Genomic DNA, 13,830 nt, shown 5'->3' with positions numbered 1-13,830 from the left:
CGGCCCGGCCGACAGCCGTTCAGCAGGTGGTGCGCTTCGCGAGGGCGGCGGCGGTGTTGGGGCCGTAGACCCCGCTCTCGTCGCCCTGGACGCCCTGCATCACCTGGAAGTACTGCACCGACGTCTCGGTCCGGGAGTCGAAGCTGCCGTTCTGCGGGATGCTCATCCAGCACAGGACGACCGACAGCTTGCGCTGCATCTCCTTCACTCCGGCGCCCTTGTCCCCGTACTTCAGCGCCTGGAAGGTGGGGGAGGCCGTCGGCGTGGGAGTGGTCGCGGTCGGGGTGGGCGTCGGGGTGGGGGTCGGGCTCGGCGCGGGCGGCGTGGTGACGACGGGGGCCGGGGGAGCGGCCGGCGGCGTCGTGGCCGTGGCGGGCGGAGCCGTCGTCCTGGTCGGGCTGGGCCTGGCCGTTCTGCTCGCCGACGGGCTCGGCGCGTCACTCGTGGACGGCGGCGCGCTCGGGCTCGGCTCCGCCGGAGTGGTCGGGTCGGCCGGTGCGGGCGCCAGGCTCGTGGTCGGCGCCGGCTGCGCCTGGTGCTCCGGTTCGCCGGAGGGCGCCACCGCGTACGCCAGGCCGACGGTGAGTGCCAGCAGGCCGGCGCCGGCTGCGATCAGCAGGCCCTTGCGGCGGCCCGGCGAGCCCTCCTCGGCCTGCTCGGCCGCGCGGCGGGCGGCCCGGCCGCCGGTGCCCTCCGCCGGTCCGGCGGCCCCGGCGGGTGCCGTGCGGTCGAACGGGAAGAGGCCGATCTCGTCGCCGGCGGCCGGCGGCTGCCCGTCGTCGTGGCGCCCGCTGTCGTAGGGCCCGCTGCCGTGGCGCCCGCTGTCGTACGGCCGGTCGTCGTGCGGCTGCGGGCCCTGCCGGTACGGCTGCTGCTGGTGTCCGGTCTGCTGGTGTCCGGTCTGCTGGTACGCCGTCGGCTGAGGCGCCGACATCACCGGGGGCAGCACGGTGGTCGCGTAGGCGTCCGCGTCCGGTCCGAGCGGCGGGGCGTGCGGCGGGGCGTGCGGTACGGGCGGCAGGACGGAGGTGGCGAACGGGTCCGTCGCTCCGGCCGGGGGCGGGGTGTCCGCGACCTGGCCGACGGCCTGCGGCACGTACGGCCGGACCAGTGGCGGGCCTTCGAGGTGCGGGAGGACGGCGGTCTCGGTCAGGCCCGGATCCGGGAGGCACCGGCACCCGGCGGAGCGTGCGGTGCCGCACGTCGGGCAGTGCTGGTCCGGCATCGGCCGGCCCTCCTCGGTCTCGGATCGGTTCTCGCGGTGCCCCCGGCGGCGGTTCTCGGACGCGTGTTCCCGGGGGCGAACGCGCCTGATTATGCAGGACGTCCACAAGGGGGGACAGGGGCGTCCGACCGGCTCCGGGGGTGTTGTGCCGGTTGGTGGTGGTTGTGACCTGATGAACGGTCGATGGGCCCGGGCCGTCCCCCGAACGGCCCACGTTCTTACGTTCGGCTCAACTGGACGGCGCAAACCCGGGCATTTCTGACAGCATGGTGAACCGGGAGTGATCGTCCGCACGGACCCCGGCCGCCGGGGTCCGCGAGCCGCCCGCGAGTCCAGGCCCGCGACCCCTACGGAGACCTCATGACGGATCCGATCGCCGCGTCCGACCGGAGCCCGGTGAACGAACCGGGCCCGCCGGAGGTCACCGTCCCCAACCTGTGGGTGCCGATCAGCGCCCTGCTGCTGGCGATGCTGCTCGCCGCGCTCGACCAGACCATCGTCTCCACCGCGCTGCCCACCATCGTCAGCGACCTCGGCGGCCTGGAGCACCTCTCCTGGGTGGTCACCGCCTACATGCTGGCCTCCACGGCGGCCACCCCGCTCTGGGGCAAGCTCGGCGACATGTACGGCCGGAAGAAGTTCTTCCAGGCCTCGATCGTGATCTTCCTGCTGGGCTCGGTGCTCTGCGGCATCGCCCAGAACATGGGCGAGCTGATCGCCTTCCGCGCCCTCCAGGGCCTGGGCGGCGGCGGGCTGATGGTGCTGTCGCAGGCCATCGTCGGGGACCTCGTCTCCCCCCGGGACCGCGGAAAGTACCAGGGCCTGTTCGGTGCCGTCTTCGGCGTCACCAGCGTGCTCGGCCCGCTGCTCGGCGGCCTCTTCGTGGACAACCTCAGCTGGCGCTGGGTCTTCTACATCAACCTGCCGATCGGCGTGCTCGCCCTGGTGGTGATCGCCGCCGTGCTGCACGGGACGGAGGTCAAGCGGCAGCACCGGATCGACTACCTCGGCACCGTGCTGATCGCCTCGGTGGCCACCTGCCTGGTCCTGATGACCTCGCTCGGCGGGACGACGTGGGAGTGGAGCTCCTGGCAGATCGTCGGTCTCGGGGTGCTGGGTCTCGTCCTGCTGGTCGCCTTCGTCATGGTCGAACGGACCGCCGCCGAACCGGTGCTGCCGCTGCGGCTGTTCCGCTCCCGGACGTTCAGCCTGGTCGCCGTCATCTCCTTCGTGGTCGGCTTCGCGATGTTCGGCGCGCTCACCTACCTGCCGACCTTCCTCCAGGTGGTCATGCAGGTCTCGCCGACCATGTCCGGCATCCACATGCTGCCGATGGTGCTCGGCATGCTGGTCACCTCGATCGGCTCCGGCCAGATCGTCGCCCGCACCGGCCACTACCGGGCCTTCCCGATCGCCGGAACGGCCGTCACCACGGTCGGCCTGCTGCTGCTCTCCCGACTGGACGAGCACAGCAGCACCTTCGAGATGAGCTGCTACTTCCTGGTGTTCGGCCTCGGTCTCGGCCTGGTGATGCAGGTGCTGGTGCTGATCGTGCAGAACTCCGTCGGCTACCAGGACCTTGGCGTGGCCACCGCCGGCGCCACCTTCTTCCGCTCCATCGGTGCGTCCTTCGGCGTCTCCATCTTCGGCACCGTCTTCGCCTCGGGGCTCAACTCCCGGCTCCAGGAGGCCTTGGTGGGCATCCCGCTGCCGCCGGGGTTCGACCCCGGGGCGGTCACCTCCGACCCGCGCGTGATCGCGAGCCTGCCCGCGGACGCCCAGGCCGGGATCTACCACGCGTATGCCGAGTCGATCACCCGGGTCTTCCTGTACGCGGTGCCGGTCGCCCTCGTCGCCTTCGTGCTCTCGCTCTTCCTGCGCGAGCAGAAGCTCCGCTCGACCGTCACCGCCCCCGACCTCAGCGAGTCGATCGGGCTGAACCCGGTCGAACGGTCCTCGCTGGACGAGATCGCCCGCTCCCTCTCGGTGCTGAGCAGCCGGGAGGCCAGACGGGACCTCTTCCGCCGCATCACCGCCGGCGCCGGGCTCGATCTCAAGCCCGCCTCCAGCTGGCTGCTCCTGCAGATGTACCACCACGGCTCCGTCGAGCCCGCCGAACTGGCGGAGCGCCGGGTCGTCCCGATCGCGGTGGTCGAGGAGGCCGTCCGGGAGGTCGAGGGCCGCGGGCTCGCCCTGCGGCACGGAGGGCTCCCGATGCGGCTCACCGAGCAGGGTGAGGCCGCGGCGGTGCGTCTGGTGGCGGCGCGGCGCGAACAGCTCTCCGACCTGCTCGGCGACTGGGACGAGAAGCAGTACGCGGACCTCGCCGACCTGCTGACCCGGCTCTCCTCCACCCTCTGCGCCGACCGGCGGGACAAGCCCGACCCGCCCGACCGGGTCGGCCCCGAGCACCCGTACCACGCGGAGGGCCGCTCGTTCTGACGGGGCGTTCCGGGTGCCGGGGCGTTGCGGGCGGCGTGGCCGGGCCCGCCACCCGGGGGCGGCGGGCCCGGCCGTGGTGCGTCGGGGGCGTCAGCAGCGGGTCAGGCCGGTGAAGCGCGTCAGGTCGACGGCGGAGGCCGTCCTCACCTCGCCGGGGGCGAGGACCAGGCAGGTGCCCCAGGAGCCGCCGGCGAAGGAGGAGAAGTTGACCTTCACCTGCTGCTCGCCGGCGCAGCCGTTGGTGACCCGGACGGTGGTGCCGAGGACGGTGCTGACCCGGGTCGTGACGCAGCTGGGTACCGGGTCGGCCGAGGCGGGCGAAACGGCGCCGGCGATGCCCTGGCCCGACACGGCCAGGGCAATTCCGCCGAGCGCAACGACTGCGGTCCTGGTGGTAATGCGCATTTCGGCTGTGCTCCTCGCATGTTCGACAGGCGGCCTGATCGGCCGTGGAATTCCGTCGATTACATACCGCCGTCGGCCGTGAGGGCAGGGGTGCCGCGATTCTTTGCACCTTCCTGCGTCCGCCCTTGTGCCGGGGCCCCGGAGTGGTCTTGGATCGCCGGTCGGGGCGGCGCCGGAGGGCGCCCGGCCCCGCTTCCGCTCCGTATTTCCGGGACTTCCCCGGCCGGGCCTCAGGACCGGTCCGGAAATGGACCGTGTGGCTCCGCGCCGGCTCCGGTGAGTTCGCGGCCGAACGCCACGCCGATTTCGGCCCGGGCCCCGTCCGGTGCGGCCTAGGAGGCGCCGAACCAGCGGGGCGTGTCGAGTCGGAAGGGATCGCCGGGGGCGAGCGTCCGCAGGTCGGCCTCCAGGGCGCGCAGCCGCTCCTCGCCGAGCGTCTCGGACCACTGGGTGCGTAGCTCGTCGAAGATCCGGGCGGAGCGGACCAGGCAGTCCACGCCCCGCGCGGTGAGCCGGACCACCTTGCGTCGGGCGTCGGCCGGGTCGCCGGCGCGTTCGACGTAGCCGAGCTGTTCGAGGTGCTCGACGGTCTTGCCCGCGGCCTGCTTGGAGACCCCGAGGCGGCGGCCGAGTTCGACGGCGGTGGTGCCGTCCGGTCCGATCGCCTGGAAGACGAAGCCGTGCATCGGCCGGAGACCGGGGTGTCCTTCGCGGGCGATCCGTTCGTGCAGTTCGTCGATGATCTCGCGGAAGGCGAGCAGCAGGCGCAGTGGCAGCTCGTAGCCGGGGGCGGGGGTGGAGGCGGATGCGGGCGTGGCTGGGGGTGCGGGTTCGCTTGACACGATAGACAACCTCATTGACCATATAGACAACTCAGTTGTCTATCTTAGGGGGAGTCACCCATGTCCGTCGTCCGCAGCACCGAAGCCCGCCGCACCGAGACGCCCAACGCCGTGATGACCACCTTCGCCTCGCCCGCCCAGGGCGGCACCGGTCTGGCGATGTGGCGGGTGGAGATGGGCGCGGGCAAGCAGGGGCCGCTGCACGTGTTCGACGTCGAGCAGATCTGGACCGTCCTGGGCGGCGGCGCGACCGTCGAACTGGGTGCGGACGAGCTCGCGGTGGGGGCCGGCGACACGGTGATCATGCCCGCAGGTGTCGCCCGCCGGATCACCACGGGCACCGCGGGCGGCTTCACCGCCGTGGTGGCCGCGCCCGGCGGGGCCCGGGTGCACAAGGTCGGCGAGTCCGGGGACACGGCCTTCGTCCCGGGGTGGATCGCCTGACCGGGGCCGGCTCCGGCCGCCGGCCGATGCTTCGCACGCCGAGGGGCGCGGACGGTCGTCCGCACCCCTCGGCACCTCGCCGGAGCGGGGATCAGCTGTGCGCGCCCGCCTTGCGGCGGCGCAGCACGAGCAGCGTTCCGGCGCCGGCGGCGAGGACGGCGGCGCCGCCCAGGGCGATCGGGAGGGTGCTGGAGTCGGTGCCCGTCTCGGCCAGGTGCGGGCCGGCGGCGGGCGAGGAGGCCGCGGCCGCGGGGGTGCCGGTGGCTGCGGTCGAGGTGCTGCCGGCCTTGTCGGAGACCTTGAAGTTGCCCTCGTAGTAGGCGAGGTACTGGGTGCAGCTGTCCTTCTTGTCGGACGCGGGCTTCGGGATGCCGACGTTGTCGAAGGCCTCGGAGCCACCGCCGAGGTTGCCGCCGAACGCACCGGTCGGGGCGCTCTGGGTGGCGGCTATCCGGAACCCGAGGGTGAGCTTCTCGCCCTTGGCCAGCTTGAACGCACCCAGGTTGACGGCCCGGTCGACCAGCTTCGCGGGCTTCCAGTCCCCGCCGGGCACGTGGACCTGGACGTCGAAGAAGTCGCTCTTCCAGGCCACCGGCCCGGGCTCGTTCTCGTCCGTGATGTAGATGCTCGCCTCGAACTTCGCGAGGTCGACACCGGTGGTGTTCTCGAAGACGACGCTCACCTCCTGGGCCGGGCCGCCCTTGACCAGGGTGGCCCCCCACAGGCCGGTGCCGGTGAACTTGAGGTCGCCGTGGTGCACGCCGCCCGAGCAGCGGTTGTCGACGCTCGGCGTGGCGGTCGGCAGCGTCGGCCGGGTGGTCGGCGTGGCGGGGGCGGTGGTGGGGGCGGACGGCGTGCCGCTCGCCGTCGGGGCGGTCGACGGGCCGGTCGACGGGGAGCCGGTGGCGGAGTTGGAGGCGGTCGGGCTCGGCGAGACCGCGACGGCACCGGCGGAGGTCGCACCGATGGTCGCGCCGAGGGAGAGGGCGAGCAGCGTGGATGCGGCCAGGAGGCGGGAAGAGCGCAAGATCGATTCTCCGACGTTGGGCGAATTGTGCCTGAATACGGGTGGCTTGTGGGCCGGCGGTGGGCCGGGCCCGGGTCGCGCCGGCGCAGCCTATCGATCACTGGGCGAACGTTTTCGGCCGGGTGGCGGGAAGGGGCCGATGCCGCGCGCCGGTCGGGGTGGGCGCGACGGGGCCGGGCTCGCGCGGGCCTTCGTAGGCTGTCCCGGGTGGCGCCCCGGCGCCGTCCTCGCGTCGTTCGCCCCGTCGCAGGTGTGAGACTGCTCGCACGTGACCGGGGCAGGTCGCAGGTCGCCACCCCGGCCGACCGAGCAACTGGAGAGGTGTCAGATGGCTAGCGTGGTCAAGATCAACGTGCTGACCGTACCCGCCGAGCAGCGGGCGGAGCTGGAGAAGAGGTTCGCCTCGCGGGCCGGTGCGGTGGAGAACTCGGACGGGTTCGAGTGGTTCGAGCTGCTCCGGCCGGTCGAGGGCACGGACCAGTACCTCGTCTACACGCGCTGGCGCAGCGAGGACGACTTCAAGGCCTGGATGGAGGGCCCCATGCAGGCCGCCCACCGCCAGGGCCCGCCGTCCGAGGGCGGCGAGGCCCCGAAGCGTCCGGCGGCCAGCGGCTCCACGCTGTGGTCCTTCGAGGTGGTGCAGTCGGCCGGTCCGAAGGCCTGAGGCCCGGACGGACAGAACGGCGCGCCCCGGACGGTGGTCCGGGGCGCGCCGTCGTCAGGTGCGGCGGTGGTGTGCGCCGTCGTCAGATGCGGCGGTGGTGCGCGCCGACGCCGGTCACCGGCGGGCAGCGGCCCGTCGGACGGTGTCCCGCCACCGCCGGGGCCCGGGCGCGCGCGGCTGCCGGGGCTCACCGTCGGGGGCTCACCGGCCTGCGGTGAACGGGCGGTCGCGGCGGGCGTCGTGGAGGACCGAGGCCCACCAGTGCAGCTGGTCGAGCATCACCTTGGCCGAGCCCTCCGGCTCCTCCGGGGCGAGCAGCGTGCCGTCGGGCGAGAAGAGCAGGTAGTAACGGGGGAACGAGACGTAGTCGCGGACGGTGTGGGCGTGCAACTCGTTGAACACCTGGCGCAGTTGCTCGATCGCCAGCAGGCCGCCACTGGCGCCGCTGTAGCCGACGAAGCCGATCGGCTTGGCCTGCCACTCGGTGTAGTGCCAGTCGATGGCGGCCTTCAGCGAGGCCGGGAAGCTCCGGTTGTAGTCGGGCGTCACCACGACCACCGCATCGGCGGCCCTGAGCCGCCGGGTCAGCTCGGCCATTCCGGCGGGGCGGGGCAGGTCGGGCTGCATCGCGGGGGACACGGAGGGCAGTTCGAGCGGGATCTCGAAGTCCGCCAGGTCGATCGGATCGACGTCGAACTCGTCGTGCCGCCCTGCCTGGTCGACGAACCAGTTCGCCACGACCGGGCCGAACCGGCCGTTGCGGACGCTGCCGACGACCACGGCGAGCCTCAGCTTCTCAACGGACATGGGTGTGCTCCTCGGGAGGGGTGCGGACGGCCGGCCACCGTCGGGCCGGACGACTCCAAAACTGCCCGGCGCGCGGAGCGGGAGGAAGGCCGGGCGGAGACTGGTAGTGGCAGGGCCACGATCCGGTCCGGGCCCGGGTGTTACGTTCGCCGGGTGAGCGACAACGAGCTGGGTCTCTTCCTGCGCCTGCGCCGGGAGGCCGTCACACCGGCCGAGGTCGGCCTGCTGGCCGGGCCGCGTCGCCGGACGCCCGGGCTGCGCCGGGCCGAACTGGCCACCATCGCCGGGGTGAGCGTCGAGTACGTCACCAGACTGGAACAGGGGCGGGACCGGCGGCCGTCGGCACCGGTGCTGGCGGCGCTGGCCGACGCGCTGCGACTGACCGCGGGCGAGCGCGTCCACCTGCACCGGCTGGTCAAGGGGGCCGATCCGGGCTTCAGTTGCACCGGCGGCGCCGGGCCGAACCGGTCGGTGCGGCCGACCGTGCAGGCACTGCTCGACCGGCTGGAGCCGGCCCCTGCCGTGCTGCTGAACCGGCTGAGCGAGGTCCTGTCCTGTACGGACGGCTACCGGCAGGTCCACGGGCCGATCGGATCGCTGGACGGCAGGCAGCCGAACTTCGCGCGGTTCGTCTTCACCGACCCGCGGGCCCGCACGGCCTTCCCCGACTGGGAGACGGTCGCCGACGAGCAGGTCGCCGCCCTCAAGCAGGGGCCGGGCCGGTCGGACCCCCACGTCGGCGCGCTGGTAGACGAGTTGACGGTGTCCTGCGGGGCGGAGTTCACCCGGCGCCTGGAGACCCTGCCCGGGCTCCCGCGGGCGAACGGCGTCACCCGGCTGAGCCACCCCGGGGCGGGCGAGCTGCGGCTCGGCTACGAGACGCTCGAACTGCCCGCCGACGACGACCAGCGGCTGGTCGTCCACCTGCCGGCGGACGAGGCGACCGCCGCCGCGCTCGACCGGCTCACCGGCCGGCGGCCGGGCGCGCTGCGGGCGGTCTGAGGGGGGCCGGGGCCCAGCGGTTCCGGGGGCCGGCGGTCCGGGGTCGAGTGGTCCGGGGCGGCCCGGCCCGGCGTTACGGCGTCCGTTCGGGCGGGTTGAACTCGACCGGGGCGGCGAAGGCGGCGCGGCGGGTGGCCCGGCGCAGTGCGCGGAGCACGGGCGTGCCGAGGGTGAGGCAGAGCGTGACGGTGAGCACGGCGCGGGGGAGGTCCCAGCCGAGCGAGGTGGTGAGGCAGTAGACGGCGAAGCGGACCAGGTTGGCGGAGACGGGATCACCGGGAACGAAGGAGATCGAGCTCGCCAGGCCGGCGATGTAGGGCCAGCCCTGGAGGTTCATGATCGTGCCGTAGAGGATCGCGGCCGTGGCGCCGTAGACCGCGAGCAGGGCGAGTTCGCGGCGGCCGCGCAGGCCGGCCGCGCCCGGGAGCAGACCCGCGCCGAGGCAGACCCAGCCCATCGCGAGCATCTGGAACGGCAGCCAGGGCCCCACCCCGCCGGTCAGCAGGGCGGAGGCGAACATCGAGAGCGAGCCGAGCACGAAGCCGAACCCCGGCCCGAGCACCCGTCCGGCCAGCACCATCAGGAAGAACATCGGCTCCAGCCCGGCCGTCCCCGCGCCCAGCGGGCGCAGCGCGGCGCCCGCGGCGGCCAGCACGCCGAGCAGGGCGACCGCCTTCGCGTCCAGCCCGGGTGCGCCGCCGCCCGCCGCGCGGCCCTCGGAGATCTGCGCGATCACGACGGCGAGCAGCAGGGGCAGGAGCAGGGCGAACAGCCAAGGGGCGTCCTTGGCGTGGCCGACCAGGGCGGAGTCGGTGGCGGCGAGCAGCGGCCAGCCGAAGGCGGTGACGCCGACGAAGGAGGTGAGCAGCAGCGTCGCGACGGAGCGCCGGCCGAGCGGCACGGGGTGTCGGCCGAGCCGGGCGGTGTGTCGGCGGAGCCGGGCGGTGCGCGGGTCGGGGCGGGTCATCCGGCGCTCCCGTCGAGGGCCCGCTCGACCTGGTGGACGGTGAGCCAGGGGGAGGGGGCGAGGATCTTGGCGACCTGCGGGGCGAAGGCCGGCGAGGAGACCACCACCTCGGGGGTCGGGCCGTCGGCGACGATCTCGCCCTCGGCCAGGATCACCGTGCGGTGGGCGAGTTCGGCGGCCAGTTCGACGTCGTGGGTGGCCAGCAGCACGGCGTGGCCCTCGGCGGCGAGCGTGCGCAGGATCTCCACCAGCCGGGCCTTGGCGGCGTAGTCGAGGCCGCGGGTCGGCTCGTCGAGCAGCAGCAGGGGCGGCCGTGCCGTGAGGACGACGGCCAGCGCCAGGCTCAGCCGCTGGCCCTCCGAGAGGTCGCGCGGGTGGGCGTCGTCGGCGATGCCGGGCAGCAGCCGTTCGACCAGCGCGCGGCAGGTGCCGGCCGCGGCGCCCGCGTCGCCGTCGGCGGCTGCGCACTCGGCGGCGACGCTCTCCCCGTACAGCAGATCGCGCGGATCCTGCGGGACGAGGCCGACCCGGCGGATCAGTTCGGCGGGCCGGGTGCGGTGCGGGGTGAGCCCGCCGACCCGGACGCTGCCGGCGGCGGGCGCGTGCAGGCCGACCAGCGCGCCCAGCAGGGTGGACTTGCCGGCGCCGTTGCGGCCCATGAGGGCGGCGATCTCGCCGGGGCGGAGGGTGAGGTCGACGCCGCGCAGCGCGTGTACGGGGCCGCGCCGGACAGCCAGACGGTCGGCGTCGGCGATCGGGGCGGCCGTCGGGGTGGGGCTCTCTCCGACGGTCGGGGCGGTCGGGGCGGTCGGGGCGGTCCTGGTGACCGGTGCGGGGGTCGGGTGCAGGCCGTCCAGGCGGGTGCGCAGGCCGGCGGCCTTGCGGCGGGCGTCGCGGACCGACAGCGGCAGCGGGTGCCAGCCCGCGAGCCGGCCGAGGCCGACCACCGGCGGGTGGACGGGGGAGTGCGCCATCACCTCGGCGGGCTCGCCGAGCACGGGCGGCCTGCCGGGGTCGAGCAGCAGGACCTGATCGGCGTACTGGACGACCCGCTCCAGCCGGTGCTCGGCCATCAGCACGGTGGTGCCCAGGTCGTGGACCAGCCGTTGCAGTACGGACAGCACCTCCTCGGCGGCCCCCGGGTCGAGGGCGGAGGTGGGCTCGTCCAGGACCAGCACGCGAGGGTGGACGGTGAGCACCGAGCCGATCGCGACCCGCTGCTGCTGGCCGCCGGAGAGCGAATGCAGCGCACGGTCACGCAGCTCGGCGAGGCCCAGCAGGTCGAGCGTCTCCTCGACCCGGCGCCGCATCACGTCCGACGGCAGGCCCAGCGACTCCATGCCGTAGGCGAGTTCGTCCTCGACGGTGTCGGTGACGAAGTGCGCCTGCGGATCCTGCCCCACGGTGCCGACGAGGTCGGCGAGGTCGCGCGGCCGGTGCTCGCGGGTGTCCCGCCCGCCGACGGTGACCTGGCCGTGCAGCACGCCGCCGGTGAAGTGCGGGACGAGCCCGCTGACCGTCCCCAGCAGGGTGGACTTTCCGGAGCCCGACGGGCCCACCAGCAGGCAGAGTTCGCCCTCGGGGACGGTCAGGTCGACACCGCTGAGCGCCGGGGCGGCGGCATCGGCGTACTGGACGGAGACCTGCTCGAAAGTGATCACGAGGCCCTCCGGGGCGGGTGCGGGGCGGCGAAGGCCGGGACCAGGCCGACGAGGACGGCGAGGACGGCGGCCAGTGGCAGGGTGGGAGCGGTCGGCGGCACGACGGTGGGGGCGAAGGCGGCCGGGTGCTGGCCGGAGAGCCAGATCGTCAACCCGGCCACGGCGGCTCCGGAGCCGGCGGTCAGCCACTCCGGCCAGGCCCATGGGTCCGGCCGGTAGCGGGACCGGACGGATCGCCGGCTGCCGAGAAGCAGGCCGGTGAACGCGGCGGCCAGCCCGAGCAGCAGGACCGGCAGGGCCCAGCCGGCACCCCCGGCGGTCAGCAGGCCGTACGCGGCCAGGCAGATGCCCAGCAGGCCGGCCAGGGTGAGCGCGGCGGTGGTGCGGGCGAGGCGCGCCGGGACGTCGGCGGTGCGGCCGAAGCCCCGGGTGTCCATGGCGGCGGCCAGCGCCACCGAACGCTCCAACGCGCCCTCCAGCACGGGAATCCCGACGCTCAGCACGGCGGCGATGCCACGGTCGTTCCGCCCGCGCAGCCGGCGGGCCGCGCGCAGCCGCTGGACGTCGGCCACCAGGTTGGGCGCGAACGTCATCGCCACCACCACGGCCACGCCCGCCTCGTACAGCGCACCGGGCAGGGCGCGCAGCAGGCGGGCCGGGCTGGCGAGGGCGTTGGCGGCGCCGACGCAGACGAGGAGGGTGGCCAGCCGCAGCCCGTCGTAGAGGGCGGCGAGCAGGCCCTCGACGGTGACCCGGCCGCCGATCCGGACACCCTGCGCCCAGGCGGGGAGCGGCACCTCGGGGAGGGTGAAGAGCACATGCGTCCCCGGGACGGGCGAACCGAGCAGCACGGCGAAGACGAGGCGGATGCCGAGCACCAGAAGCCCGAGCCGGAGGAACGCGCCGTACGAACGCGACCACGGCGCATCCCCGCGCCGCGCGGCCACCACGTAACCGGCCACGGCGACGAGCAGGAGCAGGAGCAGCGGGTTGGTGGTGCGGGTGGCCGCGGCCCCGAGGCCGAGCGCCCACAGCCACCAGGCCCCGGGGTGCAGCTGGCGGGGGCCGGTGGGCGGGCGGCGGGTCCGGGTGGTGCGGGGCGGGCCGGCGGCGCGGGGTGTGGTCACGGCGGAGGGGTCCAGGTCGGTGGCGAGTGGGCGGGTGGGTGGGCGTGGCTGGCTGGGCGGGGACTGGGCGGGGGCTGGGCGAGCGGGCGGTTCGGTGAGTGAGCGCTTGGGCGGGCGGTTGGGTGGGCGGCGGGGTGGTGCCGGCGCAGGAAGTCGGACGGGCCGACTTCCTGTGCAGGTGGTGCTTCCCTGCTTCCCGGGCGCTGTCTGTGGGCGGGCCGGTATATGTAGACCGGTCCACAGAGGCGGGCCAGTCGTTGTCTCCGGACCGGTCGGTGCCTCCGGTATATACAGACCGGTCTACATATGTGGACCGGTCTACATATTCACCGGGTGCGGGCCGGGCCCGTACCGGGGTCAGCGGCGACGGCGGACCTGCCAGACGGCGCCCGCGGCTACGACGGCGACGAGTACGGCGCCGCCGATCACGCCGAGGTCCGGACCGCCGCTGCCGGACGAGGAGCCGTCGCGCACGGCGGCGGAGGCCCCTGCGGAGACGTTCCCGCCCGACGGCCGGTCCCCGGCGCCGAGCTGGTCGCCGCAGCCCGCCCGCGGGTATCCGGCGATGGCGCAGAGCAGCCCGTTGGCGCTGTACCGCAGCGGCGGGGCGACGCTCGCCAGCACCTCGGCCGAGTTCGCGTCGGTGGGGACGACGGCGCAGTCGGTGCGCGGCTCGGGCGGTGTCTCGCCGGCGGCGTCGGCGGCGGTGCCGAAGTCCAGGACGACGGCGACGCGCTTGCGCCCCTGCTGCTCCGGCGTGCTGCCGCAGACGGCGGCGAAGTCCCCGGCGGTCCCGGGGCGTGCGGCGTTGCGGCCGCCGTCCGGGCTGACGGCGAACCGCCACCCGTCCACGGCCCCGTCCGGGGGCACGTACACGGTCGGCCCCTGCTGCTGGTACGCCCAGGCGCCGTCCGACCACTTCCAGAACGACCAGTACCGGTACCCGGCCGCCTGGGCCGGTGCGGCCCCGAGGACGAGCAGGATCAGCACCCCGGCGACCATCCCGGCGACGAACCGGATGACGGCGGGAGTGACGCACCGGTTGCGGCCCGGGACGGCGGCCCCGGCGAGGTCGGCGGCCCCGGCAGGCTCACCGGTCTCGGCAGGCACAGTTACCGGCACCGGCACCGGCACCGGCACAGCCGCCGGCGCCGGGAGACCGGCGGTGCCGGGGAGACCCGCCTCCCCGGGCGGCCGCTGTGCGGCAGCCGCCCGGG

The 13,830-nt window shown here is 74.6% G+C and carries 13 protein-coding genes; 4 read left to right on the top strand and 9 right to left on the bottom strand.

Annotated elements, in window-relative coordinates:
* Positions 1–19: 19 nt before the first annotated feature.
* Complete coding sequence (locus tag OH807_RS13695; protein ID WP_406198137.1) at positions 20–1,225, bottom strand: peptidoglycan-binding protein; 1,206 nt, start codon at positions 1,223–1,225, stop codon at positions 20–22.
* Between the two features lie 360 nt (positions 1,226–1,585).
* Here OH807_RS13695 and OH807_RS13690 point away from each other — a divergent pair, with 360 nt between their 5' ends.
* A complete protein-coding gene (locus OH807_RS13690; RefSeq protein WP_406198135.1) occupies positions 1,586–3,667 on the top strand; it encodes an MDR family MFS transporter in 2,082 nt (693 codons plus the stop codon).
* A 90-nt stretch (positions 3,668–3,757) separates the two neighbouring features.
* Here OH807_RS13690 and OH807_RS13685 read toward each other — a convergent pair whose 3' ends face one another.
* Entirely contained in the window at positions 3,758–4,072 is a 315-nt protein-coding gene (locus OH807_RS13685) for a hypothetical protein (protein ID WP_406198133.1), read from the bottom strand.
* 332 nt (positions 4,073–4,404) lie between these two features.
* On the bottom strand, positions 4,405–4,914 hold the full coding sequence (locus OH807_RS13680; RefSeq protein WP_406198131.1) for a MarR family winged helix-turn-helix transcriptional regulator: 510 nt from the start codon (positions 4,912–4,914) through the stop codon (positions 4,405–4,407).
* Between the two features lie 60 nt (positions 4,915–4,974).
* Between OH807_RS13680 and OH807_RS13675 the strand changes: the two genes are divergently transcribed.
* Positions 4,975–5,358: a cupin domain-containing protein gene (locus tag OH807_RS13675; protein ID WP_406198129.1), complete on the top strand. Its 384-nt coding sequence runs from the start codon at positions 4,975–4,977 to the stop codon at positions 5,356–5,358.
* A 91-nt stretch (positions 5,359–5,449) separates the two neighbouring features.
* Here the strand turns inward: OH807_RS13675 and OH807_RS13670 are convergent, their stop codons facing one another.
* Positions 5,450–6,385 (bottom strand): LAETG motif-containing sortase-dependent surface protein, encoded by a 936-nt coding sequence (locus tag OH807_RS13670; RefSeq protein WP_406198126.1) that lies wholly within the window; start codon positions 6,383–6,385, stop codon positions 5,450–5,452.
* A gap of 328 nt (positions 6,386–6,713) precedes the next feature.
* Between OH807_RS13670 and OH807_RS13665 the strand changes: the two genes are divergently transcribed.
* Positions 6,714–7,049, top strand: a complete 336-nt coding sequence (locus OH807_RS13665; RefSeq protein ID WP_406198123.1) for an antibiotic biosynthesis monooxygenase family protein — start codon at positions 6,714–6,716, stop codon at positions 7,047–7,049.
* Positions 7,050–7,250: 201 nt separating this feature from the next.
* On the opposite strand, the gene OH807_RS13660 is transcribed toward OH807_RS13665, so the two are convergent.
* Positions 7,251–7,856 (bottom strand): NADPH-dependent FMN reductase, encoded by a 606-nt coding sequence (locus OH807_RS13660; RefSeq protein WP_406198120.1) that lies wholly within the window; start codon positions 7,854–7,856, stop codon positions 7,251–7,253.
* A gap of 153 nt (positions 7,857–8,009) precedes the next feature.
* On the opposite strand from OH807_RS13660, the gene OH807_RS13655 reads away from it, so the two are divergent.
* Complete coding sequence (locus tag OH807_RS13655) at positions 8,010–8,858, top strand: helix-turn-helix domain-containing protein (RefSeq protein ID WP_406198117.1); 849 nt, start codon at positions 8,010–8,012, stop codon at positions 8,856–8,858.
* A 73-nt stretch (positions 8,859–8,931) separates the two neighbouring features.
* Here OH807_RS13655 and OH807_RS13650 read toward each other — a convergent pair whose 3' ends face one another.
* The 4 genes from OH807_RS13650 to OH807_RS13635 form a co-directional block, all read right to left on the bottom strand.
* On the bottom strand, positions 8,932–9,825 hold the full coding sequence (locus tag OH807_RS13650; RefSeq protein ID WP_406198114.1) for an ECF transporter S component: 894 nt from the start codon (positions 9,823–9,825) through the stop codon (positions 8,932–8,934).
* Positions 9,822–11,486, bottom strand: coding sequence for an ABC transporter ATP-binding protein (locus tag OH807_RS13645; RefSeq protein ID WP_406198112.1), 1,665 nt, complete (start codon positions 11,484–11,486; stop codon positions 9,822–9,824). The genes OH807_RS13650 and OH807_RS13645 overlap by 4 nt, the downstream gene beginning before the upstream one ends.
* Positions 11,483–12,613, bottom strand: a complete 1,131-nt coding sequence (locus tag OH807_RS13640; protein WP_406198109.1) for a CbiQ family ECF transporter T component — start codon at positions 12,611–12,613, stop codon at positions 11,483–11,485. Before OH807_RS13640 ends, OH807_RS13645 begins: the two co-directional genes overlap by 4 nt.
* Before the next feature lie 357 nt (positions 12,614–12,970).
* Positions 12,971–13,723 (bottom strand): SCO2322 family protein, encoded by a 753-nt coding sequence (locus OH807_RS13635; protein WP_406198107.1) that lies wholly within the window; start codon positions 13,721–13,723, stop codon positions 12,971–12,973.
* Positions 13,724–13,830 lie beyond the last annotated feature (107 nt).

It is taken from the genome of Kitasatospora sp. NBC_01560 (genome assembly GCF_045208415.1).
Lineage (GTDB): Bacteria > Actinomycetota > Actinomycetes > Streptomycetales > Streptomycetaceae > Kitasatospora.
Note: the sequence above shows the minus strand (reverse complement) of the source record. Positions and strands in the feature narration are given on the sequence as shown.